The following is a 26,615-nucleotide window of genomic DNA, read 5'->3' as shown; positions in this document are numbered from 1 at the left end:
TTTTCTCACCAGGTTGATTAACGGGTCGGCAGCGGAGCGTTTTCCGCAACCAGATTTTGACGGCGCATTTCTGCCCAGAATTCAGCCGGAACAGGCGCATTCAGTGCAGCCAGATCTTCTGCCATACGGCCAGGACGGCTGGAGCCAGGAATAACCGCTGCAACGGCCGGGTTTGCCAGCGCGAACTGCAGCGCAGCCGCTTTAACGTTCACATTGAAACGTGTGGCAATGGCGTTAATTTGCGCCACTTTCTGCTGGATGGCCGCAGAGGCTTTCTGATATTCAAAGTGCTCGCCGCCTGCCAGTACGCCAGAGCTGTATGGACCGCCCACAACGATATCCACGTTCTGTTCCAGTGCTTCTGGCATCAGGCGTTGCAGCGCACGTTCGTGATCCAGCAGGGAATAACGCCCCGCCAGCAGGAACGCATCCGGCTTCGGTTCGTCCAGCGCCAGCGTCAGTTCGCAAGGTTCGACGCGGTTCACACCCAGTCCCCAGGCTTTAATCACACCTTCGTCACGCAAACGCGTCAGCGCACGAAATGCACCGGTACGGGCAATGTTGAACTGCTCCAGCCAGCTGTCACCGTAGAAGTCCTGCGCCGGGTCGTGGATCCAGACAATGTCCAGACGGTCTGTTTTCAGGCGTTTCAGGCTGTCTTCAATCGATCGCAGCGTGGCGTCAGCAGAGTAGTCATTCAGAATTTTGTTTTTCAGGCCGTGTTCGAACAGGCCACCTTTTTCACCGAAATCCCGTTTTGCCGGATCTTCCATTTCGTCCAGCATGATGCGACCGACTTTGCTACTCAGAACGTATTCATCGCGTGGATACTGAGACAGCGCTTCACCCATGCGGATTTCAGAAAGGCCAGAGCCGTACAGCGGCGCGGTATCAAAGTAACGCACCCCCAGGTTCCAGGCTTCGCTCACGGTGGCGTGGGCCTCTTCTTCCGGAATGGCACGGAACATGTTGCCAAGTGGTGCGCCGCCTAAGCCAATTTTGCCGGGGAGTAAATTTTTAATGCTCATAAGATGTCCTCAATTATTCGGTTTGTGTTAGGGCGTTTTTTTGCTATCGCCCTGTGACGTGGATCACAATACCTTGCGATGTTGTGACTTGATAGGACATAATTCGTCTGACTTAAGTCCTTTGAGGTCTAACATGATTGATTTACGCCAACTGAAGTACTTCGTGGTGGTCGCAGAAGAAGAGCACGTGGGACGCGCAGCCGAGCGATTACATATCTCGCAATCGCCGCTGAGCCGCCAGATTGCACAACTGGAAGAACGACTGGGGCTGACGCTGTTTGAGCGTAATCAGCAGCGCATTCGCCTGACCGCTGATGGACAGACATTCCTTGCCGAAACACGTTCGTTGCTGACACACGCCAACCGCCTGGAGTCGTTAGGCAAACGCCTGGGACGGGGGGAAGATGGGGGCTTGTGTATTGGCTATATCGAAAACGCCATGCATTCCGGTGTACTTTCTACGGCGTTACGTACGTTACGTGTATCGCGTCCGAATGTGCATATCGCTCTTTACAGCCAACCACCGGCTACCCAGATTGAAGGCCTGCGCCAGCGCAGTCTCGATTTTTCTCTGGTCGATACGCCGCCCACCGACAGCGAGCAGGATCTGGAATATATTCAGGTTCTGGATGATCGAATGTTGTTGGCCTTACCGCAAAATCATCCTCTGGCGCAGGAGGAAAATCTTGTTGCGTCACAACTTGGCGATGAGCAGTGGATTGCGGTGATTCATAACGACGATGCGCATTCTCGCGATCATTTTGTCGCCGCCTGTGTTAACGCCGGGTTTAATCCTGATATTCGCCTGGAAGCGGGTGAACCCCTCACGGCATTAGGTCTGGTCGCTGCGGGATTAGGTCTGGCCTTAATTCAACATAGTCTGCGTCATAATGCGCCGGAAGGGGTGGTATTACGTGAATTGCCGTGGATGAATTATTCAACGCAATTATGGGCAGCCTGGCATAAAGCCAACCAACGTCCGCTGGTTTCCCATTTCCGCCAGATTCTGCGCGGTGAATAAAACGTTAAGCGGGAACCATGAGTTCCCGCTTGAGTTGAGATGTCAGTCCGCATCTGAGCTAATACACTTAAAGAGAATTCTGCCTTTTCGGGGACTCATCATTTAACTAATGCCGGATGCGATGCTGGCGCGCCGCACCCGGCATTTTACGCATTACTTCGCAATACGCTTGTACTTGATACGCTTCGGCTCCAGCGCGTCTGCGCCCAGCGTGCGTTTCTTGTACTCTTCGTACTCGGTAAAGTTACCTTCGAAGAACTCAACTTTACCCTCATCCTGGTAATCCAGAATGTGCGTGGCGATACGGTCGAGGAACCAACGGTCGTGTGAGATAACCATCGCGCAGCCCGGGAACTCCAGCAGGGCGTTTTCCAGCGCGCGCAGGGTTTCAATATCCAGGTCGTTGGTTGGTTCGTCGAGCAGCAGCATGTTGCCGCCAACCTGCAGCAGCTTCGCCAGATGCAGACGACCGCGCTCACCACCGGAAAGTTCACCAACGCGTTTACCCTGATCAACCCCTTTAAAGTTAAAGCGGCCAACGTAGGCGCGGCTTGGCATCTCGGTGTTACCGATCTTCATGATATCCAGCCCGCCGGAAACTTCTTCCCAAACGGTTTTGCTGTTATCCATTGAGTCACGGAACTGATCAACAGACGCCAGTTTCACCGTTTCACCTAAAGTGATGGTGCCGCTGTCCGGCTGTTCCTGACCGGAGATCATACGGAACAGGGTCGATTTACCCGCGCCGTTCGGACCGATGATCCCGACGATTGCCCCTTTCGGGATCGAGAAGCTCAGGGAGTCAATCAGCAGGCGATCGCCGTAGGATTTACGCAGGTTGCTGACTTCCAGCACTTTATCGCCCAGACGCGGTCCAGGTGGAATAAACAGTTCGTTGGTTTCGTTACGTTTCTGATATTCGGTGCTGTTCAGCTCTTCAAAGCGTGCCAGACGTGCTTTACCTTTCGACTGACGGCCTTTAGTACCCTGACGTACCCACTCCAGCTCTTTCTCGATCGACTTACGACGCGCCGCTTCTTGAGAAGCTTCCTGCGCCAGACGCTGATCTTTTTGCTCCAGCCAAGAGGAGTAGTTGCCTTCCCACGGAATACCTTCACCGCGGTCCAGTTCGAGGATCCAGCCCGCAACGTTATCGAGGAAGTAACGGTCGTGGGTAATCGCCACAACGGTGCCTTCGAAGTCGTGCAGGAAGCGTTCCAGCCAGGCCACGGATTCGGCATCCAGGTGGTTGGTCGGTTCGTCGAGCAGCAGCATGTCTGGTTTTTCCAGCAGCAGACGGCACAACGCCACGCGACGACGCTCACCACCGGAGAGGTTAGCGATTTTCGCGTCCCAGTCCGGCAGACGCAGCGCATCCGCCGCACGCTCCAGCTGTACGTTCAGGTTATGACCGTCGTGAGCCTGAATGATCTCTTCCAGACGGCCCTGTTCAGCGGCCAGTTTGTCAAAATCGGCATCCGGATCGGCATACAGCGCGTACACTTCATCCAGACGTTTCAGGGCGTTAACCACTTCAGAAACGGCTTCTTCAATGGATTCACGCACGGTGTGTTCCGGGTTCAGCTGCGGCTCTTGCGGCAGGTAACCAATCTTGATGTCTGGCTGCGGACGCGCTTCACCTTCGATGTCTTTATCAATGCCCGCCATAATGCGCAGCAGGGTGGACTTACCGGCGCCGTTCAGGCCCAGGACACCAATTTTTGCCCCAGGGAAGAAACTCAGAGAGATGTTTTTCAAAATATGACGTTTCGGCGGAACAACTTTGCCGACACGATGCATGGTATAAACGAATTGAGCCACGTTGGACTTCGCCTCTATGTTTATCGTGATGATGAATTTTCAAAGGCGAAGTGTAGCCTTTTTCCCCGCCTAATCCCAGTTGGTCGATCACCTTCGCAGTATACTCGTCATACTTCAAGTTGCATGTGCTGCGCTTACGCTCGCTCACCCCAGTCACTTACTTCTGTAAGCTCCTGGGGACTCACTCACTTATCGCCTTCCTGCAACTCGAATTATTTAGAGTATAAAAGTAAAAAAGTGTCCGTAACGTGGCGTAAACGGCAATGACTGGTTAGCATAAATCTATTACGCGGCATGATGCTGCATTGATGTATTTACACTTAGAGGGTGCGCTTGTGGAAAAAGCCAAACAAGTTACTTGGCGGCTGTTGGCTGCCGGTGTCTGTCTGCTGACGGTCAGCAGCGTGGCGCGAGCCGACTCACTGGATGAGCAGCGTAGCCGTTACGCGCAAATCAAGCAGGCCTGGGATAACCGACAAATGGATGTGGTCGAACAAATGATGCCATCCCTGAAGGATTACCCGTTATACCCCTACCTGGAATATCGCCAGATCACCGATGATCTGATGAATCAACCGGCGGTGACGGTCACTAACTTTGTTCGCGCTAACCCCACGCTTCCTCCCGCTCGCACGCTGCAATCTCGTTTCGTCAATGAACTGGCGCGGCGTGAAGACTGGCGTGGCTTGTTAGCCTTTAGCCCGGAAAAGCCAGGCACAACCGAAGCCCAGTGTAATTACTACTATGCAAAATGGAACACCGGGCAGAGTGAAGAAGCCTGGCAGGGGGCGAAAGAGCTGTGGCTAACCGGAAAGAGCCAGCCTAACGCTTGTGACAAGTTATTTAGCGTCTGGCGAGCGTCCGGCAAACAAGAACCCCTGGCTTATTTAGAGCGTATCCGCCTTGCGATGAAAGCAGGCAATACCGGGCTGGTGACGGTGCTGGCAGGGCAAATGCCTGCCGATTACCAGACTATTGCTTCGGCAATTATTTCGTTGGCGAATGATCCTAATACTGTGCTGACCTTCGCGCGTTCCACCGGCGCGACCGATTTTACCCGTCAGATGGCGGCGGTGGCATTTGCCAGCGTGGCGCGTCAGGATGCTGAAAACGCACGACTGATGATCCCTTCACTTGCCCAGGCACAGCAGCTTAATGAGGATCAGATTCAGGAGCTGCGTGATATCGTCGCCTGGCGTCTGATGGGCAACGATGTTACCGACGAACAGGCGAAATGGCGTGATGACGCGATTATGCGTTCGCAATCCACGTCGTTAATTGAACGCCGCGTGCGGATGGCGCTTGGCACTGGCGATCGCCGTGGTCTGAATACCTGGCTGGCGCGTCTGCCAATAGAGGCGAAAGATAAAGATGAATGGCGCTACTGGCAGGCGGATATACTGCTGGAACGCGGGCGTGAAGCTGAAGCAAAAGAGATTTTGCATCAACTCATGCAACAGCGTGGATTTTACCCGATGGTCGCTGCGCAACGTATTGGCGAAGAGTATCAACTAAAGATTGATAAAGCGCCGCAGAACGTTGACAGCGTCCTGATCCAGGGGCCGGAGATGGCGCGCGTGCGCGAGTTGATGTACTGGAATATGGATAACACCGCACGTAGCGAGTGGGCCAATCTGGTGAAGAGCAAGTCAAAAACAGAGCAGGCGCAATTGGCACGCTATGCCTTTAATAATCACTGGTGGGATCTCAGTGTTCAGGCGACGATCGCCGGGAAATTGTGGGATCATCTGGAAGAACGATTCCCCCTGGCCTACAACGATCTCTTCGAACGTTACACCAACGGCAAAGATATCCCACAAAGCTATGCAATGGCGATTGCCCGTCAGGAGAGCGCCTGGAATCCGAAAGTGAAATCACCGGTAGGAGCTAGCGGCCTGATGCAGATTATGCCCGGTACGGCGACTCAGACGGTGAAGATGTTCTCTATTCCTGGTTATAGCAGCCCTGGGCAATTGCTGGATCCGGAAACGAACATCAACATTGGCACCAGTTACCTGCAATATGTTTATCAGCAATTTGGCAATAACCGCATTTTCTCCTCGGCAGCTTATAACGCCGGTCCAGGGCGGGTGCGCACGTGGCTTGGTAACAGCGCCGGGCGTATCGACGCGGTGGCGTTTGTCGAGAGTATTCCGTTTTCCGAGACGCGCGGTTATGTGAAAAATGTGCTGGCTTATGACGCGTACTATCGCTATTTCATGGGCGATAAGCCCACGCTTTTGAGCGCTACGGAATGGGGACGTCGTTACTGATTTGAACCTTTATGATATGCTATCGTACTCTTTAGCGAGTACAACCGGGGGAGGCATTTTGCTTCCCCCGCTAACAATGGCGACATATTATGGCCCAACAATCACCCTATTCAGCAGCGATGGCAGAACAGCGTCACCAGGAGTGGTTACGTTTTGTCGACCTGCTTAAGAATGCCTACGAAAACGATCTCCATTTACCGTTGTTAAATCTGATGCTGACGCCAGATGAGCGCGAAGCATTGGGGACTCGCGTGCGTATCGTCGAAGAGTTGCTGCGTGGTGAAATGAGCCAGCGCGAGTTAAAAAATGAACTCGGCGCCGGCATCGCGACCATTACGCGTGGATCTAACAGTCTGAAAGCCGCCCCCGTCGAGCTGCGCCAGTGGCTGGAAGACGTGTTGCTGAAAAGCGATTGATTTTGTAGGCCAGATAAGACGCGTCAGCGTCGCATCAGGCATTGTGCACCGAATGCCGGATGCGGCGTGAACGCCTTATCCGTCCTACAAATACCAGCAATTTCAATATGTTTGGTAGGCCTGATAAGACGCGTCAGCGTCGCATCAGGCATTGTGTACCGAATGCCGGATGCGGCGTGAACGCCTTATCCGGTTTACAATGGCTGATACACGGCATTATGAAACGGACTTAGCGCCAGAATCACCGCCTGATGATAAACGCTGGCGCGAGTGAGTTTCCCGGCGGTAAACACGCCGATGGCTCCTTCCTTACGACCAATCTCATCAATACCGGTATAACGCGACATCACGGGGCCGAGCGCCTCGCCTTCACGCACTTTCTCCAGAATCACCGCAGGCAACGGCAAAGTAGCCGAACGCGCCTCGCCGCGCTGGCTGGCGTTTTCAATGACCACCCAACTGAAGGTGCTGTCACCATCAATGCCCGCTTCAATCGCCACCCAAAAATCGGCCTCTGGATGTAAACGGCGGGCATTTTCTACCCGATTTCGTGCGCCAGCGCGCGTTTCCTCACTGCCAAAGGGTTGTTCCGGTACGCCGCTCTCGACGGCAACGGACTCAATGTGGCAGGATCCTTCGCCGAAGATCTCGTGAAATGCCTGCAGAATGGCCTGAATTTTAGCGGGATTGGTGGTCGCACAGACAACATGGTGCATAATCAGGATTACTCAAAAATTAACGTTACAGCAGTATACGGAAAAAAAGCATGTTACAGGTATACCTAGTCCGCCACGGTGAAACGCAGTGGAACGCCGAGCGACGTATTCAGGGTCAGTCTGATAGCCCACTGACTGCCAAAGGTGAGCAACAAGCAATGCAGGTGGCGGCACGTGCCAAAGAGCTTGGAATCACACATATCATCAGTAGCGATTTAGGTCGCACCCGGCGCACGGCGGAAATCATCGCTCAGGCTTGCGGCTGTGACATAATCTTTGATTCCCGCCTGCGTGAATTAAATATGGGCGTGCTGGAAAAAAGACATATCGACTCTCTGACCGAAGAAGAAGAGAACTGGCGTCGCCAACTGGTAAATGGCACTGTTGACGGGCGTATTCCTGAAGGCGAGTCAATGCAGGAACTGAGCGAGCGCGTCCATGCTGCACTGGAATCTTGTCGGGATTTGCCGCAGGGAAGTCGACCGCTACTGGTGAGCCACGGTATCGCGCTGGGATGCCTGGTGAGTACTATTCTGGGCCTACCTGCATGGGCAGAACGCCGCTTACGTCTGCGTAACTGTTCTATTTCGCGCGTGGATTATCAGGAAAGCCTGTGGCTGGCGTCTGGTTGGGTCGTTGAAACCGCAGGGGATATCTCGCATCTGGACGCCCCTGCATTAGACGAGCTGCAGCGTTAACGACGTACTGGAATCAGCAGTTCGCAGCGCAGATTAATTGGGCGATCTCCCGCTTTGGCATCTTCTGCCGGATAGTATCGCTCAATATCCTGACCTTTACGGCGCGTCAGGTTCAGCATCGGCATACAGGTTCCGTACACCGTCAGGATAAATTCCTGTACGCCGGTTCCCAGACCTTCATAGGTAAACATCACATATTCGCCGCCCTGCAACAGCACCGGATGCCCCGTCAGTACATAGCCGTCTGCTTGCTCCTGAGCCAACGCAGTCGTGTAGAACACCTCTTGCTCGTCGTCTTTATCCTGGCTTGGACGCGTTTCATTCAGGCCGTAAAGTACTGGCGGAATAGTCGGCGCATTACCGAGAAAATCGTGCCAGAACTGATAACGCATTTCATGGCGGAAATCAGAGATTTGCTCCAGTGAACAGGAGTAACTCTGAGTTACGCCAATCAGCGGCGTGTCTTCCAGCGTGACAAATTTGTGCTCTGGCATGGTGAATTCACCCAGACGCAGCGGTGGGCGAATACCAAAGGCGCTCCATTCAGGAGAACGGCGGTAAAGTGCGGGAGTCTGGGCAAACTGCTTCTTGAATGCACGAGTAAATGTCTGTTGAGAGTCGAAGCGGTATTGCAGCGCAATATCCAGAATTGGGCGCGCGGTCAGGCGTAGTGCAACCGCCGATTTCGACAAACGACGAGCACGAATATACGCGCCAATAGCATGGCCAGTGACATCTTTAAACATTCTCTGTAAGTGCCACTTGGAATAACCTGCTTTCGCCGCTACATTGTCGAGCGACAGTGGCTGATCCAGATGACCTTCCAACCAGATTAAAAGGTCGCGAATAATGCCGGCCTGATCCATAAAATATCCTCATCCTTTCACAACGAGCACCTGACATCAGGTAATTGGATAATAGCATTTTTTGCTGTTTTAGCATTCAGTGTTTTTTTCTTAGCAGAGTATGTTTTAGGTCTTGACGGAAATAAAAGTGTTGAGATTTTGTTCTTAATCAATATGTTATTTACCGTGACGAACTAATTGCTCTGTGTAACTTATAAAAATGGTAACAATATGAAATACAAGCATTTGATCCTGTCTTTAAGCCTGATAATGCTGGGGCCATTGGCACATGCGGAAGAAATTGGTTCGGTCGATACCGTATTTAAAATGATCGGCCCGGATCACAAAATTGTCGTAGAAGCCTTTGACGATCCCGATGTGAAAAATGTCACCTGTTATGTGAGTCGGGCAAAAACCGGCGGTATTAAAGGGGGATTGGGCCTGGCGGAAGATACTTCCGATGCGGCTATTTCCTGCCAGCAAGTCGGGCCAATTGAACTGTCAGAGCGCATTAAAAACGGCAAAGCTTAGGGCGAAGTGGTATTCAAAAAACGTACGTCGCTGGTCTTTAAGTCGTTACAGGTCGTACGCTTCTATGACGCCAAACGCAACGCGCTCGCTTACCTGGCCTACTCCGACAAAGTTGTTGATGGGTCACCGAAAAACGCGATTAGCGCGGTGCCTGTCATGCCGTGGCGGCAATAACAGAGGCGATATATGCAACGGGAAACGGTCTGGTTAGTGGAAGACGAGCAAGGGATAGCCGACACGCTGGTCTACATGTTGCAGCAGGAAGGTTTTGCCGTCGAGGTCTTTGAGCGAGGCTTGCCGGTGCTGGATAAAGCACGCCAGCAGATTCCCGACGTCATTATTCTCGATGTAGGTCTGCCGGATATCAGCGGCTTTGAATTGTGCCGTCAGTTGCTGGTGATCCATCCGGCGCTACCTGTACTGTTCCTGACAGCCCGTAGTGAAGAGGTGGATCGCCTGCTTGGACTGGAAATTGGCGCTGACGACTACGTGGCTAAACCGTTTTCACCCCGCGAAGTGTGCGCCAGAGTGCGCACTTTACTGCGTCGGGTGAAGAAGTTCTCAACGCCGTCTCCCGTCATCCGTATTGGTCATTTTGAATTGAATGAACCCGCGGCGCAGATCAGCTGGTTTGACACGCCGTTAACGCTAACACGGTATGAGTTTTTGTTGCTGAAAACGTTACTCAAGTCGCCGGGCCGCGTCTGGTCCCGTCAGCAACTGATGGATAGCGTCTGGGAAGATGCGCAGGACACCTACGATCGCACTGTCGATACTCACATTAAAACGCTGCGTGCCAAACTGCGCGCTATTAATCCCGAGCTTTCGCCGATCAATACCCATCGCGGCATGGGATACAGCCTGAGGAGCCTGTAATGCGTATCGGCATGCGGCTGTTGCTGGGGTATTTTTTACTGGTGGCGGTAGCCGCCTGGTTCGTACTGGCTATTTTTGTCAAAGAAGTTAAACCGGGCGTGCGAAGGGCGACGGAAGGGACGTTGATCGATACGGCAACGTTGCTGGCGGAGCTGGCGCGTGCCGATTTGCTCTCTGGTGACCCAACGCATGGGCAGTTGGCGCAGGCATTTAACCAGCTACAAAATCGCCCGTTTCGCGCCAATATCAGCGGCATCAACAAAGTGCGCAATGAATATCATGTCTATATGACTGATGCGCAGGGCAAAGTATTGTTTGATTCGGCCAATAAAGCCGTCGGGCAGGATTATTCGCGCTGGAATGACGTATGGCTAACGTTGCGTGGTCAGTATGGTGCGCGCAGTACGTTGCAAAATCCTGCCGATCCCGAAAGTTCTGTGATGTATGTTGCCGCACCTATTATGGACGGCACGCGGCTGGTTGGCGTTTTGAGCGTAGGCAAACCGAACGCGGCGATGGCGCCGGTGATTAAACGCAGCGAGCGGCGAATTTTATGGGCGAGCGCCATTTTGCTGGGAATTGCGCTGGTAATCGGCGCAGGAATGGTTTGGTGGATCAACCACTCCATTGCCCGACTCACTCGTTATGCTGATTCCGTTACCGACAATAAGCCCGTTCCGCTTCCTGAACTCGGCAGTAGCGAGCTGCGTAAGTTAGCGCAGGCGCTGGAAAGTATGCGCGTGAAGCTGGAAGGGAAAAACTATATTGAGCAGTATGTCTACGCGTTAACTCATGAGTTGAAAAGTCCGCTGGCGGCAATTCGTGGCGCGGCGGAAATTTTACGCGAAGGTCCGCCGCCGGAAGTGGTGGCTCGTTTTACTGACAACATTCTGACGCAAAATGCGCGAATGCAGGCGCTGGTGGAAACGCTATTACGCCAGGCAAGACTGGAGAATCGCCAGGAGGTCGTTCTTTCTGCGGTTGCTGTGGCGGCTTTATTTCGCCGCGTCAGCGAAGCGCGCACCGTGCAGTTGGCAGAAAAAAATATCACTCTGCATGTTATGTCCACCGAGGTTAACGTTGCTGCTGAACCTGCGTTGCTGGAACAGGCGCTGGGGAATTTACTGGATAATGCTATCGATTTTACTCCCGAGAATGGCTGCATAACGCTTAGTGCTGGGGTGGAGCAGGAACACGTTACGCTTAACGTGCAGGATACCGGTAGCGGTATTCCTGACTACGCGCTATCACGTATTTTTGAACGTTTCTACTCTTTGCCGCGTGCGAATGGGCAAAAAAACAGTGGTCTGGGGCTGGCGTTTGTCAGTGAAGTTGCCCGTTTGCTTAATGGCGAAGTCACGTTGCGCAACGTGCCGGAAGGCGGCGTATTGGCCTCGCTTCGACTTCACCGTCACTTCACATAACTTCAAATTCTTCCCACATAGCCTTCATATCCTGTCGCCATTGCAAAGGAGAAGACTATGTTGAAATCCCCCCTGTTCTGGAAAATGACCACCCTGTTTGGTGCAGTATTGCTGTTGTTGATTCCGATAATGCTGATTCGGCAGGTGATTGTCGAACGTGCCGATTACCGTAGCGATGTGGAAGATGCGATTCGCCAAAGTACCAGCGGGCCGCAAAAACTCGTTGGGCCGCTCATCGCTATTCCTGTGACCGAGCTTTATACGGTGCAGGAAGAGGATAAAACCGTGGAGCGGAAACGAAGTTTTATCCATTTCTGGTTACCTGAGTCGTTGATGGTTGATGGTAATCAGAATGTGGAAGAACGCAAGATTGGTATTTATACCGGTCAGGTCTGGCACAGTGATTTAACGCTAAAAGCCGATTTCGATGTTTCGCGTCTTAACGAACTCGACGCGCCAAATATCACCTTAGGCAAGCCATTTATTGTGATTAGCGTCGGGGATGCGCGTGGTATTGGCGTGGTGAAAGCGCCTGAAGTTAACGGAACAGCGCTGACCATTGAACCCGGTACCGGGTTGGAGCAAGGCGGGCAGGGCGTGCATATCCCTTTACCTGAAGGGGACTGGCGGAAGCAGAACCTGAAGCTGAATATGGCACTGAATTTAAGCGGTACTGGCGATCTTTCTGTGGTGCCTGCCGGGCGTAATAGCGAAATGACCTTAACCAGCAACTGGCCGCATCCCAGTTTTTTAGGTGATTTTTTGCCAGCGAAACGAGAAATAAGTGCATCCGGTTTTCAGGCGCAATGGCAAAGCAGTTGGTTTGCCAATAATCTCGGTGAGCGTTTTGCTTCAGGCAATGATACCGGCTGGGAAAACTTCCCGGCGTTTAGCGTCGCAGTCACTACGCCTGCCGATCAGTATCAATTAACCGACCGGGCGACTAAGTACGCTATTTTGCTGATTGCCCTGACTTTTATGGCCTTCTTTGTTTTTGAAACGCTCACCGCGCAACGTTTGCACCCGATGCAATATTTGCTGGTGGGGCTGTCATTGGTGATGTTTTATTTGCTCTTGCTGGCGCTTTCTGAACACACCGGTTTTACCGTGGCATGGGTAATTGCCAGCTTGATAGGGGCATTAATGAACGGTATTTACTTGCAGGCGGTATTAAAAGGTTGGCGCAATAGCATGTTGTTTACCCTCGCGCTGTTGTTGCTGGATGGTGTGATGTGGGGACTGCTCAACTCTGCCGATAGCGCACTGTTGTTGGGAACCAGTGTGCTGGTGGTGGCGCTGGCAGGCATGATGTTTGTGACGCGGAATATCGACTGGTATGCATTTTCACTGCCAAAAATGAAAACCAGTAAAGAAGTCACAACGGACGATGAGTTACGTATCTGGAAATAAAAAAACGGCGCTAAAAAGCGCCGTTTTTTTGGACGGTGGTAAAGCCGATTAATCTTCCAGATCACCGCAGAAGCGATAACCTTCACCGTGAATGGTGGCGATGATTTCCGGCGTATCCGGCGTAGATTCGAAGTGTTTACGAATACGACGGATCGTCACGTCTACAGTACGGTCGTGCGGTTTCAGCTCACGGCCGGTCATTTTCTTCAGCAGTTCAGCACGAGACTGAATTTTGCCTGGGTTTTCACAGAAGTGAAGCATGGCGCGGAACTCGCTACGCGGCAGTTTGTACTGCTCGCCATCAGGGCCGATCAATGAACGGCTGTTGATGTCCAGTTCCCAACCATTGAACTTGTAGCTTTCAACGCTACGACGTTCTTCGCTGACAGTACCCAGATTCATGGTACGAGACAGCAGGTTGCGCGCACGGATAGTCAGTTCACGCGGGTTGAACGGTTTGGTGATGTAGTCATCTGCGCCAATTTCGAGGCCGAGAATTTTATCGACTTCGTTGTCACGGCCAGTCAGGAACATCAACGCAACATTTGCCTGCTCACGCAGTTCACGCGCTAACAGAAGACCGTTCTTACCCGGCAGATTGATATCCATGATCACCAGGTTGATGTCATATTCAGAGAGGATCTGATGCATTTCCGCGCCATCTGTCGCTTCGAAAACATCATAGCCTTCCGCTTCGAAAATACTTTTCAACGTGTTGCGTGTTACCAACTCGTCTTCAACGATAAGAATGTGCGGGGTCTGCATGTTTGCTACCTAAATTGCCAACTAAATCGAAACAGGAAGTACAAAAGTCCCTGACCTGCCTGATGCATGCTGCAAATTAACATGATCGGCGTAACATGACTAAAGTACGTAATTGCGTTCTTGATGCACTTTCCATCAACGTCAACAACATCATTAGCTTGGTCGTGGGTACTTTCCCTCAGGACCCGACAGTGTCAAAAACGGCTGCCATCCTAACCATTTTAACAGCAACATAACAGGCTAAGACGTGCCGGACACCCAATAAAACTACGCTTCGTTGACATATATCAAGTTCAATTGTAGCACGTTAACAGTTTGATGAAATCATCGTATCTAAATGCTAGCTTTCGTCACATTATTTTAATAATACAACTAGTTGCCTTATACAACTAATAAACGTGGTGAATCCAATTGTCGAGATTTATTTTTTATAAAATTATCCTAAGTAAACAGAAAGATATGTAGCAATTTTTAACAATTGCACCGTTAGTATAGTCAAGAAATAGTTTAGCTTTTTTTAAGTTAAGTGAAGGGCTTTTTCTGCGACTTACGTTACGAATTTGTAAATTCTCTCCGCGTAATAAGTTGACATTCATCACCCTATTCGCGGTTATTTGATCAAGAAGAGTGGCAACATGCGTATAACGATCATTCTGGTAGCACCTGCCAGAGCTGAAAATATTGGTGCAGCGGCTCGAGCGATGAAAACAATGGGATTTAGCGAGCTGCGCATTGTCGATAGCCTGGCACACCTGGAACCAGCTACCCGCTGGGTGGCACATGGTTCTGGTGATATTATTGATAATATTAAAGTTTTTCCAACGCTGGCTGAATCGCTACACGACGTTGATTTTACCGTTGCCACCACTGCGCGCAGTCGGGCGAAATACCATTACTACGCCACGCCGATAGAACTGGTGCCGCTACTGGAGGAAAAATCGACATGGATGAACCACGCGGCGCTGGTCTTTGGTCGCGAAGATTCTGGCTTGACTAACGAAGAGTTGGCGCTTGCTGATGTCCTCACCGGCGTGCCAATGGTGGCGGATTATCCATCACTGAATTTGGGACAGGCGGTGATGGTCTATTGCTATCAATTAGCAACATTAATACAACAACCGGTGGAATCTGCCGCAACGGCGGACCCATTTCAACTGCAGGCTTTACGTGAACGTGCCATGTCATTGTTAACGACTCTGGCGGTGGCAGATGACACCAAACTGGTCGACTGGTTACAACAACGCATCGGGCTGTTGGAGCAACGAGACACGGCCATGTTGCATCGTTTATTGCATGATATTGAAAAAAATATCACCAAATAAAAAACGACAAGGAAGAGCGTTTTCAGATTTTTATTCTGACTGCAATGGGCAATATGTCTCTGTGTGGATTAAAAAAAGAGCATCTACCAGCACTCTATGAACTGGTAACTTGCTGTGAGCAAATTAAAATTTTATTGACTTAGGTCACTAAATACTTTAACCAATATAGGCATAGCGCACAGACAGATAAAAATTACAGAGTACACAACATCCATGAAACGCATCAGCACCACCATTACCACCACCATCACCATTACCACAGGTAACGGTGCGGGCTGACGCGTACAGGAAACACAGAAAAAAGCCCGCACCTGACAGTGCGGGCTTTTTTTTCGACCAAAGGTAACGAGGTAACAACCATGCGAGTGTTGAAGTTCGGCGGTACATCAGTGGCAAATGCAGAACGTTTTCTGCGGGTTGCCGATATTCTGGAGAGCAATGCCAGGCAGGGGCAGGTGGCCACCGTCCTCTCTGCCCCCGCCAAAATTACCAACCATCTGGTCGCAATGATAGAAAAAACCATTAGCGGTCAGGATGCTTTACCCAATATCAGCGATGCCGAACGTATTTTTGCCGAACTTCTGACGGGACTCGCCACCGCCCAACCGGGATTTCCACTGGCGCAATTGAAAGCGTTCGTTGATCAAGAATTTGCCCAAATCAAACATGTCCTGCATGGCATTAGCTTGTTGGGGCAATGCCCGGACAGCATCAACGCCGCGCTGATTTGCCGTGGTGAAAAAATGTCGATCGCCATTATGGCCGGGGTACTGGAAGCGCGTGGTCACAACGTTACCGTTATCGACCCGGTCGAAAAGTTGCTGGCAATCGGTCATTACCTCGAATCTACGGTTGATATTGCTGAGTCCACCCGCCGTATTGCGGCAAGCCGCATTCCGGCTGACCACATGGTGCTGATGGCTGGTTTTACCGCCGGTAATGAAAAAGGTGAGCTTGTGGTGCTGGGACGTAACGGTTCTGACTACTCCGCCGCGGTACTGGCCGCCTGTTTACGCGCCGATTGTTGCGAGATCTGGACGGATGTCGACGGTGTCTATACATGCGACCCGCGTCAGGTGCCCGATGCGAGGCTGTTGAAGTCGATGTCGTACCAGGAAGCGATGGAGCTTTCCTACTTCGGCGCTAAAGTTCTTCACCCTCGCACCATTACCCCTATCGCTCAGTTCCAGATCCCTTGCCTGATTAAAAATACCGGAAATCCTCAAGCACCAGGTACGCTCATTGGCGCCAGCCGTGATGAGGACGAATTACCGGTCAAGGGCATTTCCAATCTGAATAACATGGCAATGTTCAGCGTTTCTGGTCCGGGGATGAAAGGAATGGTCGGCATGGCGGCGCGCGTCTTTGCGGCAATGTCACGCGCCCGCATTTCAGTGGTGCTGATTACGCAATCATCTTCCGAATACAGTATCAGTTTCTGCGTACCACAAAGCGACTGTGCGCGTGCTGAACGCGCGATGCAGGAAGAGTTCTACCTGGAACTGAAAGAAGGTTTGCTGGAGCCGCTGGCGGTCACTGAACGGCTGGCCATTATCTCGGTGGTGGGCGATGGTATGCGTACCTTACGTGGGATCTCGGCGAAATTCTTTGCTGCGCTGGCCCGCGCCAATATCAACATTGTCGCCATTGCTCAAGGGTCTTCTGAACGCTCAATCTCTGTCGTGGTAAATAACGATGATGCGACCACTGGCGTACGCGTTACCCACCAGATGCTGTTCAATACCGATCAGGTTATCGAAGTGTTTGTGATTGGCGTCGGTGGCGTTGGCGGTGCGCTGCTGGAGCAACTGAAGCGTCAGCAAAGCTGGCTGAAGAACAAACACATCGATTTACGCGTTTGCGGCGTTGCTAACTCGAAGGCGCTGCTGACTAATGTGCATGGCCTTAACCTGGATAACTGGCAGGAAGAACTGGCCCAAGCCAAAGATCCGTTCAACCTTGGGCGCTTAATTCGCCTGGTGAAAGAATATCATTTGCTGAATCCGGTGATTGTCGATTGCACTTCCAGCCAGGCGGTGGCGGATCAATATGCCGACTTCCTGCGCGAAGGTTTCCATGTGGTGACCCCGAACAAAAAGGCCAACACCTCGTCGATGGATTACTACCATCAGCTGCGTTACGCGGCGGAAAAATCACGGCGTAAATTCCTTTATGACACCAACGTCGGTGCGGGGTTGCCGGTCATTGAGAACTTGCAAAACCTGCTCAACGCGGGTGATGAATTGATGAAATTCTCTGGCATTCTTTCTGGTTCGCTTTCTTTCATCTTCGGTAAGTTAGACGAAGGGATGAGCTTCTCCGAGGCCACCACGCTGGCAAGAGAAATGGGCTATACCGAACCGGACCCGCGTGATGATCTTTCTGGTATGGATGTGGCGCGCAAGCTGTTGATTCTCGCTCGTGAAACAGGACGATCACTGGAACTGGCGGATATCGAAATCGAATCTGTGCTGCCCGCAGAGTTTAACGCGGAAGGCGATGTTGCGACTTTTATGGCGAATCTGTCACAGCTCGACGATCTCTTTGCCGCGCGCGTAGCGAAGGCCCGTGATGAAGGAAAAGTTTTGCGCTATGTTGGCAATATTGATGAAGATGGCGTCTGTCGCGTGAAGATTGCTGAAGTGGATGGCAACGATCCGCTGTTCAAAGTGAAAAACGGCGAAAACGCATTGGCCTTCTATAGCCACTATTATCAGCCACTGCCGCTGGTCCTGCGCGGATACGGTGCGGGTAATGACGTTACAGCTGCCGGTGTCTTTGCCGATCTGCTGCGCACCCTCTCATGGAAGTTAGGAGTCTAAAATGGTTAAGGTTTATGCTCCGGCTTCCAGTGCCAATATGAGCGTCGGGTTTGATGTGCTCGGGGCGGCGGTGGTGCCTGTTGATGGTTCCTTGCTGGGAGATGTAGTGACGGTTGAGTCAGCAGAGCGCTTCAGTCTCAACAATCTTGGACGGTTTGCAGGCAAGCTGCCGTCAGAACCGCAGGAAAATATCGTTTATCAGTGCTGGGAGCGTTTTTGCCAGGAAGTGGGTAAGCAAATTCCGGTGGCGATGACCCTGGAAAAGAATATGCCGATCGGTTCTGGCTTAGGTTCCAGCGCCTGTTCGGTGGTCGCGGCGCTGGTGGCGATGAATGAACACTGTGGTAAGCCGCTCAATGATACCCGCCTGCTGGCCTTGATGGGCGAACTGGAAGGGCGTATCTCCGGCAGCATTCATTACGACAACGTAGCACCGTGTTTTCTTGGCGGCATGCAGTTGATGATCGAAGAAAACGGCATCATCAGCCAGCAGGTACCAGGATTTGATGAGTGGTTATGGGTGTTAGCGTATCCGGGGATTAAAGTCTCGACGGCAGAAGCACGGGCTATTTTACCGGCGCAGTATCGCCGCCAGGATTGCATTGCTCACGGGCGACACCTGGCGGGCTTCATTCATGCCTGCTATTCCCGCCAGCCTGATCTGGCCGCAAAGCTGATGAAAGATGTTATCGCCGAGCCGTATCGTGAACGTTTACTGCCAGGTTTCAGACAGGCACGACAGGCGGTCGCGGAAATCGGTGCGCTAGCGAGCGGTATCTCCGGCTCGGGGCCGACCTTGTTCGCCCTGTGCGATAAACAGGATACCGCCCAGCGAGTTGCCGACTGGTTAGGTAAGAATTACCTGCAAAATCAGGAAGGTTTTGTTCATATTTGCCGGCTGGATACGGCGGGCGCACGAGTACTGGAAAACTAAATGAAACTCTACAATCTGAAAGATCACAACGAGCAGGTCAGTTTTGCGCAAGCCGTAACGCAGGGATTGGGCAAAAATCAGGGGTTGTTTTTCCCTCATGAGCTACCGGAATTCAGCCTGACCGAAATTGATGAGATGCTGAAACTGGATTTCGTCACTCGCAGCGCGAAGATCCTCTCGGCGTTTATTGGTGATGAGATCCCACAGGAAGTTCTGGAAGAGCGCGTGCGCGCGGCATTCGCTTTCCCGGCTCCGGTTGCCAAAGTTGAAAATGACGTCGGTTGTCTGGAGTTGTTCCACGGGCCAACGCTGGCATTTAAAGATTTCGGCGGTCGCTTTATGGCGCAAATGCTGACCCATATTGCGGGCGATAAGCCAGTGACTATTCTGACTGCGACTTCCGGCGACACCGGAGCGGCTGTGGCTCACGCTTTCTACGGTTTACCGAACGTTAAAGTGGTCATCCTTTACCCGCACGGCAAAATCAGTCCACTGCAAGAAAAACTGTTCTGTACGCTGGGTGGCAATATTGAAACCGTCGCCATCGACGGCGATTTTGATGCCTGCCAGGCTCTTGTTAAACAGGCATTCGATGATGAAGAACTAAAAGTGGCGTTGGGACTGAACTCTGCTAACTCTATTAACATCAGTCGTTTGCTGGCGCAGATTTGCTATTACTTTGAAGCCGTGGCGCAGTTGCCGCAGGAAGCGCGTAACCAGCTAGTTGTTTCAGTGCCGAGCGGAAACTTCGGCGATTTGACGGCAGGATTGCTGGCGAAATCACTCGGTCTGCCGGTGAAACGTTTTATTGCTGCCACTAACGTTAACGATACGGTGCCGCGTTTCCTGCACGACGGGCACTGGGTGCCTAAAGCTACCCAGGCGACATTATCCAATGCGATGGATGTCAGCCAGCCAAACAACTGGCCGCGAGTGGAAGAGTTGTTCCGCCGTAAAATCTGGCAACTGAAGGAGCTGGGTTATGCGGCGGTGGATGATGAAACCACCCGACAGACAATGCGTGAGTTAAAAGCACTGGGCTATACCTCGGAACCGCATGCTGCCGTGGCTTACCGTGCGCTGCGTGACCAGCTTCATCCGGGAGAATATGGTCTGTTCCTCGGCACCGCGCACCCGGCGAAGTTTAAAGAGAGCGTGGAAGTGATTCTTGGTGAAACGCTGGAACTGCCAAAAGAGCTGGCAGAACGTGCTGATTTACCCTTACTTTCACATAGTTTGCCTGCCGATTTTGCTGCGCTGCGCAAACTCATGATGAATCATAATTAATATCTATTAAATTCCGAAAAAATAGCCGGGCTTGTGTTTATACAGCTCGGCTTTTTTGTGGAGAAAATATGAGAAAAATCGACAGAAAAAAAGGAGAAATTTTCAATAAATGCGGTGACTTAGATTGGATAATGACAACGAGGATTCTTTTACCGTAAGCTCCTTATATCGGCCCATAACTGGCAATGATAATAAGGAGTCACCTGTGAAAAAGATGCAATCTCTCTTACTCGCATTTTCCCTGATTCTGGTTGCTCCTATGGCCGCGCAGGCTGAGGAAATAATGCTGGTGCCATCAGTAAAGTTACAGATTGGCGATCGTGATTATCGCGGTTTCTACTGGGATGGCGGTTACTGGCGTGACCACGACTGGTGGCACAGAAATTATGAATGGCGAGGCAATCGCTGGCACCCATACGGACTGCAGCCGCACTATAATAATCATCGCGATCATCGTGACGATCATCGTCATGATCACCGGGATGATCATTATCCGGGGCCTGGCAGACATCACCGCTAAATATAAATGCCGGATGACCTCCGGCATTTACCGCAAACTTAACGCAGTTCGTAGCGTTTAAACACCAGTTCGCCATTGCTGGAAGAGGCTTCATCGAAGAAGTAACCTTCACTGTTAAAACCTGTCAGTTGCTCTGGCTTGGTCAGGCGATTTTTAATGATAAACCGACTCATCAGGCCACGCGCTTTTTTAGCATGGAAGCTGATGACCTTAAACTTGCCGTTCTTCTCATCGAGGAATACCGGCTTGATTATCTCGGCATTTAATTTCTTCGGTTTCACTGATTTAAAATACTCATCTGACGCCAGGTTAATCACCACCTGATCTCCTTGTGCTTCGAGCGCTTCGTTTAGCTTGTTGGTGATCACATCCCCCCAGAACTGGTACAGGTCTTTACCCCGCGCATTCTCAAGACGGATCCCCATCTCCAGACGGTATGGCTGCATTAAATCGAGCGGGCGCAGTACGCCGTACAAACCGGAAAGCATACGTAAATGCTGCTGGGCAAAAGCAAAATCTTCTTCACTAAAGGTTTCGGCTTGCAAGCCGGTATAGACATCGCCTTTAAATGCCAGAATTGCCTGCCGGGCATTCTCTGGCGTAAAGTCAGGCTGCCAGTCATGAAAGCGGGTAGCGTTGAGATCGGCCAGCTTGTCACTGATTTTCATCAGTTTGCCAATCTGCGGTGCCGTTAGTTTTCGCGCTTCATGGATAAGCTGTTGGGAGTTGTCTAACAGCTCCGGCAGCGTGTAGCGTGTGGTGGCCAAAGGGCTTTGATAATCAAGTGTTTTAGCAGGTGAAATCAGAATCAACATATCCAGTCCTTGCAGGAAATTTACTGCGACTGTAGCAAAAAAAGTGGATGAGTTGATCGATAGTTGTGATTACTCCTGCGACAAATCATCCCACGCGTCAGGGGACAGTTGCTGACTGATATCCGGGTAGCGCAGCGGATCAAACACCGGACGTACGCCGAGTTTACGCTGGCGCAGATAATCGCTGGCAATGATATGCACCACAGGGGAAAGCAGCAAAATCGCTGTCAAATTGGTGATTGCCATGCAGGCCATAATAATATCGGCCAGTTGCCACATCATCGGAAGGCTCAGTAGGGTGCCGCCAATGACTGTAACAAAGATACAGATACGCAGACTCCAGATAGCTTTCCGGTTGTTCAGCCGTAAAAAGAAGAGATTATTTTCGGCATAAATGTAGTTGGCGACGATCGAGCTGAAGGCAAATAGAATCACTACTATCGTGACAAATTCTGCCCCCCAGGAACCCATTAATACACGCATCGCTTTCTGAATGAGTTGGATACCTTCCAGTGGCAAATAGGTGGTGCCGTTACCAGCCAGCAATATCAGCATGGCGCTTGCCGTACAAATCACCATCGTGTCGATAAAGATGCCGATCATCTGGACAATACCTTGCGCTGCCGGATGCGGTGGCCATGATGCCGCCGCCGCCGCTGCGTTCGGTGTTGATCCCATCCCCGCCTCATTGGAAAACATACTGCGCTGAAAGCCGTTAGTAATCGCCTGACTCAGGGTATAACCCGCCGCGCCGCCTGCCGCTTCCTGCCAGCCAAAGGCGCTTTCAAAAATAGACCAAATAACGTGTGGAAGTTGCCCGATATTCATTGCGCAAATGACCAGGCTGGCGAGTACCCAGATTAACGCCATAATAGGGACAAACCATTGCATTAACCGGGCGACGCCATGAATGCCGTGAGTTATCGCCAACAAGGTAAAAATGGCGAGAATGACACCCGTTACTAACGGAGGGAAATCAAATGCAAAGCTCATCGCGCGAGCGACGGCATTTGCCTGAACACCGCTGAAAATCAGTCCGTAGGCGATGAGCAAAAAGACGGCGAACAGAACGCCCATCCAGCGCATCCCTAATCCACGCGCCATATACCATGCTGGTCCGCCGCGAAACTGCCCATTGACGTCACGTTCTTTATAAAGCTGGGCAAGGGAACATTCGGCAAAAGAGGTCGCCATGCCAATAAACGCGGCAACCCACATCCAGAAAACGGCACCCGGTCCACCGGCGGTGATAGCCAGCGCAACGCCTGCCAGGTTGCCGCTGCCGACGCGCGCGGCGAGACTGGTACACAATGATTGAAAAGAAGTTAAACCGCCTCGTTGCGGATGAATGCTATTTTTAAGACTTTTGCCAAACTGACGAATATAGCGAAATTGAACGAACCCAGAACGAAAAGTGAACCAACAGCCTGCGCCGAAGAGCAGGTAGATCATCACTGATCCCCATAGTACGTTGTTAATAAAAGAGAAAAAATCAGGCATTCGTATCCCTCTTGTCGCCGGCGCGCGGTTACATTCCTGTGTAAACGTTACCAATTGATTAAGAATTATATACGATGTGCATTGGTTGATAACGTCTGTGTAGCATACATGAGGTTTTGTTTAAAAATGGCGGGTGATATCAACGCCATGTCAGAAATCCGAAACAGTCTTGCCTGGTGATAACCCTTTTGTCTGCGGTTGCGCTGTCGTTACGTCGTGATATCATCAGGGCAGACCGGTTACATCCCCCTAACAAGCTGTTTAAAGAGAAATACTATCATGACGGACAAATTGACCTCCCTTCGTCAGTACACCACCGTAGTGGCCGACACTGGGGACATCGCGGCAATGAAGCTGTATCAACCGCAGGATGCCACAACCAACCCTTCTCTCATTCTTAACGCAGCGCAAATTCCGGAATACCGTAAGTTGATTGATGATGCTGTCGCTTGGGCGAAACAGCAGAGCAACGATCGCGCGCAGCAGATCGTGGACGCGACCGACAAACTGGCAGTAAATATTGGTCTGGAAATCCTGAAACTGGTTCCGGGCCGTATCTCAACTGAAGTTGATGCGCGTCTTTCCTATGACACCGAAGCGTCAATTGCGAAAGCAAAACGCCTGATTAAGCTCTACAACGATGCAGGTATTAGCAACGATCGTATTCTGATCAAACTGGCTTCTACCTGGCAGGGTATCCGTGCTGCAGAACAGCTGGAAAAAGAAGGTATCAACTGTAACCTGACCCTGCTGTTCTCCTTCGCTCAGGCACGTGCTTGTGCGGAAGCGGGCGTGTTCCTGATTTCTCCGTTTGTTGGCCGTATTCTTGACTGGTACAAAGCCAATACCGATAAGAAAGAGTACGCTCCGGCAGAAGATCCGGGTGTCGTTTCTGTATCTGAAATCTACCAGTACTACAAAGAACACGGTTATGAAACCGTGGTTATGGGCGCAAGCTTCCGTAACATCGGCGAAATTCTGGAACTGGCAGGCTGCGACCGCCTGACCATCGCACCGGCACTGCTGAAAGAGCTGGCTGAGAGCGAAGGGGCTATCGAACGTAAACTGTCTTACACTGGTGAAGTGAAAGCGCGTCCGGCGCGTATCACCGAGTCTGAGTTCCTGTGGCAGCACAACCAGGACCCAATGGCAGTTGATAAACTGGCGGAAGGTATCCGTAAGTTTGCTGTTGACCAGGAAAAACTGGAAAAAATGATCGGCGATCTGCTGTAATCATTCTTAGCGTGACCGGGAAGTCGGTCACGCTACCTCTTCTGAAGCCTGTCTGTCACTCCCTTCGCAGTGTATCATTCTGTTTAACGAGACTGTTTAAACGGAAAAATCTTGATGAATACTTTACGTATCGGCTTAGTTTCCATCTCTGATCGCGCGTCCAGCGGCGTTTATCAGGATAAAGGCATCCCTGCGCTGGAAGAATGGCTGACATCGGCGCTAACCACGCCGTTTGAACTGGAAACTCGCTTAATCCCCGATGAGCAGGCGATCATTGAGCAAACGTTGTGTGAGCTGGTGGATGAAATGAGTTGCCATCTGGTGCTGACAACCGGCGGTACTGGCCCGGCGCGCCGTGACGTAACGCCCGATGCGACGCTGGCAGTAGCGGACCGCGAGATGCCAGGCTTTGGTGAACAGATGCGCCAGATTAGCCTGCATTTTGTGCCAACTGCGATCCTTTCGCGCCAGGTGGGGGTGATTCGTAAGCAGGCACTGATCCTTAACTTACCCGGTCAGCCGAAGTCCATTAAAGAGACACTGGAAGGCGTGAAGGATGCCGAGGGTAAGGTCGTGGTACATGGCATTTTCGCCAGCGTACCGTACTGCATTCAGTTGCTGGAAGGACCATACGTTGAAACTGCACCGGAAGTGGTGGCAGCATTCAGACCGAAGAGTGCAAGACGCGAAGTTAGCGAATAAAAAAATCCCCCCAGGCGGGGGATGAGACTGATGACAAACGCAAAACTGCCTGATGCGCTACGCTTATCAGGCCTACGAGTTTCCTGCAATATATTGAATTTGCACGATTTTGTAGACCAGATAAGGCGTTCACGCCGCATCCGGTATAAACAAAGCGCACGTTGTTAACAATCTTATCCCTTCGAGCGGGGGGATCTTAACGATTAGTGAGACTCACCAATCGGCAGAACGGTGCGACCAAACTGCTCGTTCAGCACTTCACCCATTGCCAGATAAATTGCACTGGCACCGCAGATCAGGCCAATCCAGCCTGCGAAGTGGATGATTGCTTCGTTACCGGCAATGTTACCCACAGCCAGCAGCGCAAACAGCACGGTCAGGCTGAAGAATACGAATTGCAGAACGCGTGCGCCTTTCAGCGTGCCGAAGAACATAAACAGCGTAAACACGCCCCACAGACCCAGGTAGACACCAAGGAACTGCGCATTTGGCGCATCGGTCAGGCCCAGTTTCGGCATCAGCAGAATCGCAACCAGCGTCAGCCAGAAAGAACCGTAAGAGGTGAAGGCAGTTAAACCGAAAGTGTTGCCTTTTTTATACTCCAGCAGACCGGCAAAAATTTGCGCGATACCGCCGTAGAAGATGCCCATAGCGAGAATAATACCGTCCAGAGCGAAATAACCCACGTTGTGCAGGTTAAGTAGAATGGTGGTCATGCCGAAGCCCATCAGGCCCAGCGGTGCCGGATTAGCCAACTTAGTGTTGCCCATAATTCCTCAAAAATCATCATTGAATGAATGGTGAAATAATTTCCCTGAATAACTGTAGTGTTTTCAGGGCGCGGCATAATAATCAGCCAATGGAGTAGTGTCCATGATCTTTTAAGGGGAAAATGAAAATTTTCCCCGATGTGAGGGATTAGGCCTGAGTGACGCTGACAATTCGACGCAGGCAGGCAATTTGCAGGACCGCCGGAATAGTAACGCGATAGGCGCTACCGCTGACGGCTTTAACTCCGTTTAATGCCGCGCCCACCGGGCCACCAAGCCCCGCACCACGTAGTAGGCCATGCCCGAGAACGCTCATTGCTGCGTGGGTACGTAAAATGCGGGTAAGCTGGCTGGAAAGCAGATGCGACACGCCTTTTGCCAATAATTTGTCTTTCATCAGTAGCGGTAATAGCTCTTCCAGCTCGTTGACTCTGGCATCGACCGCCTTGAGAAATTCCTGCTTATGTTCCTCGTCCATTTTCTTCCAGGTATTACGCAGAAATTGTTCCAGTAATTGTTGCTCAATTTCAAACGTAGACATCTCTTTGTCGGCTTTTAGCTTCAGCCGTTTTGAGACGTCGAGCAAAATGGCCCGGTACAGTTTGCCGTGTCCGCGAAGTTTGTTAGCGATACTATCGCCGCCAAAATGCTGTAATTCTCCGGCAATTAGCTGCCAGTTGCGGCGATGTTGCTCGGGATGCCCTTCCATCGATTTGAACAGTTCATTACGCATCAGAACGCTGGAGAGGCGAGTTTTGCCTTTTTCGTTATGGGTGAGCAAACGGGCGAAATTGGTCAGTTGCTCCTCACTACAATGCTGGAGAAAATCCAGATCTGAATCATTCAGGTAATTAACATTCATTTATTGTGGCTTCTCTGTTCAAGC

Annotated in this window: 25 protein-coding genes, 1 pseudogene and 1 other annotated feature; of the genes and pseudogenes, 17 read left to right on the top strand and 9 right to left on the bottom strand. The window is 51.4% G+C overall.

Going from position 1 to position 26,615, the window contains the following annotated elements; genetic code table 11:
• Positions 1-17: 17 nt before the first annotated feature.
• A complete protein-coding gene (locus FEK43_RS04985) occupies positions 18-1,028 on the bottom strand; it encodes an aldo/keto reductase (protein ID WP_000023622.1) in 1,011 nt (336 codons plus the stop codon).
• 133 nt (positions 1,029-1,161) lie between these two features.
• On the opposite strand from FEK43_RS04985, the gene FEK43_RS04980 reads away from it, so the two are divergent.
• Positions 1,162-2,049 (top strand): LysR substrate-binding domain-containing protein, encoded by an 888-nt coding sequence (locus FEK43_RS04980; RefSeq protein ID WP_000566334.1) that lies wholly within the window; start codon positions 1,162-1,164, stop codon positions 2,047-2,049.
• 153 nt (positions 2,050-2,202) lie between these two features.
• Here FEK43_RS04980 and ettA read toward each other — a convergent pair whose 3' ends face one another.
• Positions 2,203-3,870: an energy-dependent translational throttle protein EttA gene (gene ettA / locus FEK43_RS04975; protein WP_000046754.1), complete on the bottom strand. Its 1,668-nt coding sequence runs from the start codon at positions 3,868-3,870 to the stop codon at positions 2,203-2,205.
• A gap of 335 nt (positions 3,871-4,205) precedes the next feature.
• Here ettA and sltY point away from each other — a divergent pair, with 335 nt between their 5' ends.
• Together sltY and trpR are read left to right on the top strand one after the other, a co-directional pair.
• Entirely contained in the window at positions 4,206-6,143 is a 1,938-nt protein-coding gene (sltY, locus tag FEK43_RS04970; protein WP_135408857.1) for a murein transglycosylase, read from the top strand.
• 89 nt (positions 6,144-6,232) lie between these two features.
• Positions 6,233-6,559, top strand: a complete 327-nt coding sequence (trpR, locus tag FEK43_RS04965) for a trp operon repressor (protein WP_064530383.1) — start codon at positions 6,233-6,235, stop codon at positions 6,557-6,559.
• 194 nt (positions 6,560-6,753) lie between these two features.
• Here the strand turns inward: trpR and yjjX are convergent, their stop codons facing one another.
• The gene (yjjX, locus tag FEK43_RS04960) at positions 6,754-7,275 is read right to left on the bottom strand and encodes an inosine/xanthosine triphosphatase (protein WP_135408859.1); all 522 of its coding nucleotides are present in this window, start codon (positions 7,273-7,275) and stop codon (positions 6,754-6,756) included.
• Positions 7,276-7,325: 50 nt separating this feature from the next.
• On the opposite strand from yjjX, the gene gpmB reads away from it, so the two are divergent.
• The gene (gene gpmB, locus FEK43_RS04955; RefSeq protein ID WP_130259594.1) at positions 7,326-7,973 is read left to right on the top strand and encodes a 2,3-diphosphoglycerate-dependent phosphoglycerate mutase GpmB; all 648 of its coding nucleotides are present in this window, start codon (positions 7,326-7,328) and stop codon (positions 7,971-7,973) included.
• On the opposite strand, the gene robA is transcribed toward gpmB, so the two are convergent.
• Positions 7,970-8,839 carry an MDR efflux pump AcrAB transcriptional activator RobA gene (gene robA / locus FEK43_RS04950; RefSeq protein WP_130204798.1) on the bottom strand — a complete coding sequence of 290 codons (870 nt, stop codon included), beginning with the start codon at positions 8,837-8,839 and terminating at the stop codon, positions 7,970-7,972. The two genes, gpmB and robA, sit on opposite strands and share 4 nt — an antisense overlap.
• A gap of 210 nt (positions 8,840-9,049) precedes the next feature.
• Here robA and creA point away from each other — a divergent pair.
• The 4 genes and pseudogenes from creA (at position 9,050) to creD (ending at position 13,059) form a co-directional block, all read left to right on the top strand.
• Positions 9,050-9,523: pseudogene (creA, locus tag FEK43_RS04945) on the top strand (protein CreA).
• 12 nt (positions 9,524-9,535) lie between these two features.
• The gene (creB, locus tag FEK43_RS04940; RefSeq protein ID WP_130259595.1) at positions 9,536-10,225 is read left to right on the top strand and encodes a two-component system response regulator CreB; all 690 of its coding nucleotides are present in this window, start codon (positions 9,536-9,538) and stop codon (positions 10,223-10,225) included.
• Positions 10,225-11,649, top strand: coding sequence for a two-component system sensor histidine kinase CreC (creC, locus tag FEK43_RS04935; RefSeq protein WP_135408861.1), 1,425 nt, complete (start codon positions 10,225-10,227; stop codon positions 11,647-11,649). The genes creB and creC overlap by 1 nt, the downstream gene beginning before the upstream one ends.
• Before the next feature lie 57 nt (positions 11,650-11,706).
• Positions 11,707-13,059, top strand: a complete 1,353-nt coding sequence (gene creD / locus FEK43_RS04930) for a cell envelope integrity protein CreD (RefSeq protein ID WP_130259597.1) — start codon at positions 11,707-11,709, stop codon at positions 13,057-13,059.
• A 48-nt stretch (positions 13,060-13,107) separates the two neighbouring features.
• Here creD and arcA read toward each other — a convergent pair whose 3' ends face one another.
• On the bottom strand, positions 13,108-13,824 hold the full coding sequence (arcA, locus tag FEK43_RS04925) for a two-component system response regulator ArcA (RefSeq protein ID WP_001194358.1): 717 nt from the start codon (positions 13,822-13,824) through the stop codon (positions 13,108-13,110).
• Between the two features lie 95 nt (positions 13,825-13,919).
• On the opposite strand from arcA, the gene yjjY reads away from it, so the two are divergent.
• The 7 genes from yjjY to FEK43_RS04890 all read left to right on the top strand — a co-directional run bounded on the left by yjjY (position 13,920) and on the right by FEK43_RS04890 (position 20,709).
• The gene (gene yjjY / locus FEK43_RS04920; RefSeq protein WP_057696375.1) at positions 13,920-14,060 is read left to right on the top strand and encodes a protein YjjY; all 141 of its coding nucleotides are present in this window, start codon (positions 13,920-13,922) and stop codon (positions 14,058-14,060) included.
• 399 nt (positions 14,061-14,459) lie between these two features.
• Positions 14,460-15,146 carry a tRNA/rRNA methyltransferase gene (locus tag FEK43_RS04915; RefSeq protein WP_130204806.1) on the top strand — a complete coding sequence of 229 codons (687 nt, stop codon included), beginning with the start codon at positions 14,460-14,462 and terminating at the stop codon, positions 15,144-15,146.
• A gap of 213 nt (positions 15,147-15,359) precedes the next feature.
• Positions 15,360-15,425, top strand: a complete 66-nt coding sequence (thrL, locus tag FEK43_RS04910) for a thr operon leader peptide (protein ID WP_001386572.1) — start codon at positions 15,360-15,362, stop codon at positions 15,423-15,425.
• Positions 15,361-15,480: a sequence feature (Thr leader region), on the top strand. It overlaps the preceding gene by 65 nt.
• Before the next feature lie 25 nt (positions 15,481-15,505).
• Positions 15,506-17,968, top strand: a complete 2,463-nt coding sequence (gene thrA / locus FEK43_RS04905; protein ID WP_135406033.1) for a bifunctional aspartate kinase/homoserine dehydrogenase I — start codon at positions 15,506-15,508, stop codon at positions 17,966-17,968.
• Position 17,969: 1 nt separating this feature from the next.
• Positions 17,970-18,902: a homoserine kinase gene (gene thrB / locus FEK43_RS04900; RefSeq protein ID WP_131161271.1), complete on the top strand. Its 933-nt coding sequence runs from the start codon at positions 17,970-17,972 to the stop codon at positions 18,900-18,902.
• Positions 18,903-20,189 carry a threonine synthase gene (thrC, locus tag FEK43_RS04895; protein ID WP_130259599.1) on the top strand — a complete coding sequence of 429 codons (1,287 nt, stop codon included), beginning with the start codon at positions 18,903-18,905 and terminating at the stop codon, positions 20,187-20,189. It begins immediately after the preceding gene.
• A 205-nt stretch (positions 20,190-20,394) separates the two neighbouring features.
• Positions 20,395-20,709 carry a DUF2502 domain-containing protein gene (locus FEK43_RS04890; protein WP_130217502.1) on the top strand — a complete coding sequence of 105 codons (315 nt, stop codon included), beginning with the start codon at positions 20,395-20,397 and terminating at the stop codon, positions 20,707-20,709.
• A gap of 38 nt (positions 20,710-20,747) precedes the next feature.
• Here the strand turns inward: FEK43_RS04890 and yaaA are convergent, their stop codons facing one another.
• The gene (gene yaaA, locus FEK43_RS04885; RefSeq protein WP_130204817.1) at positions 20,748-21,524 is read right to left on the bottom strand and encodes a peroxide stress protein YaaA; all 777 of its coding nucleotides are present in this window, start codon (positions 21,522-21,524) and stop codon (positions 20,748-20,750) included.
• 69 nt (positions 21,525-21,593) lie between these two features.
• Complete coding sequence (locus FEK43_RS04880; protein WP_130204819.1) at positions 21,594-23,024, bottom strand: sodium:alanine symporter family protein; 1,431 nt, start codon at positions 23,022-23,024, stop codon at positions 21,594-21,596.
• Between the two features lie 279 nt (positions 23,025-23,303).
• Here FEK43_RS04880 and tal point away from each other — a divergent pair, with 279 nt between their 5' ends.
• Positions 23,304-24,257 carry a transaldolase gene (tal, locus tag FEK43_RS04875; protein WP_000130187.1) on the top strand — a complete coding sequence of 318 codons (954 nt, stop codon included), beginning with the start codon at positions 23,304-23,306 and terminating at the stop codon, positions 24,255-24,257.
• Between the two features lie 114 nt (positions 24,258-24,371).
• Positions 24,372-24,959: a molybdopterin adenylyltransferase gene (gene mog / locus FEK43_RS04870; protein ID WP_130204821.1), complete on the top strand. Its 588-nt coding sequence runs from the start codon at positions 24,372-24,374 to the stop codon at positions 24,957-24,959.
• A gap of 203 nt (positions 24,960-25,162) precedes the next feature.
• Here mog and satP read toward each other — a convergent pair whose 3' ends face one another.
• Both satP and msyB read right to left on the bottom strand, forming a co-directional pair.
• Entirely contained in the window at positions 25,163-25,729 is a 567-nt protein-coding gene (gene satP / locus FEK43_RS04865) for an acetate uptake transporter (protein ID WP_135406034.1), read from the bottom strand.
• A 148-nt stretch (positions 25,730-25,877) separates the two neighbouring features.
• Positions 25,878-26,591, bottom strand: a complete 714-nt coding sequence (gene msyB / locus FEK43_RS04860; protein WP_130204823.1) for an acidic protein MsyB — start codon at positions 26,589-26,591, stop codon at positions 25,878-25,880.
• Between the last annotated feature and the right edge of the window lie 24 nt (positions 26,592-26,615).

This window comes from Escherichia sp. E2562 (assembly GCF_005781075.1).
In the GTDB taxonomy this organism is placed as follows: Bacteria; Pseudomonadota; Gammaproteobacteria; order Enterobacterales; family Enterobacteriaceae; genus Escherichia.
The sequence above is the reverse complement of the archived record's forward strand: the minus strand, read 5'-3'. Positions and strand labels throughout refer to the sequence as shown.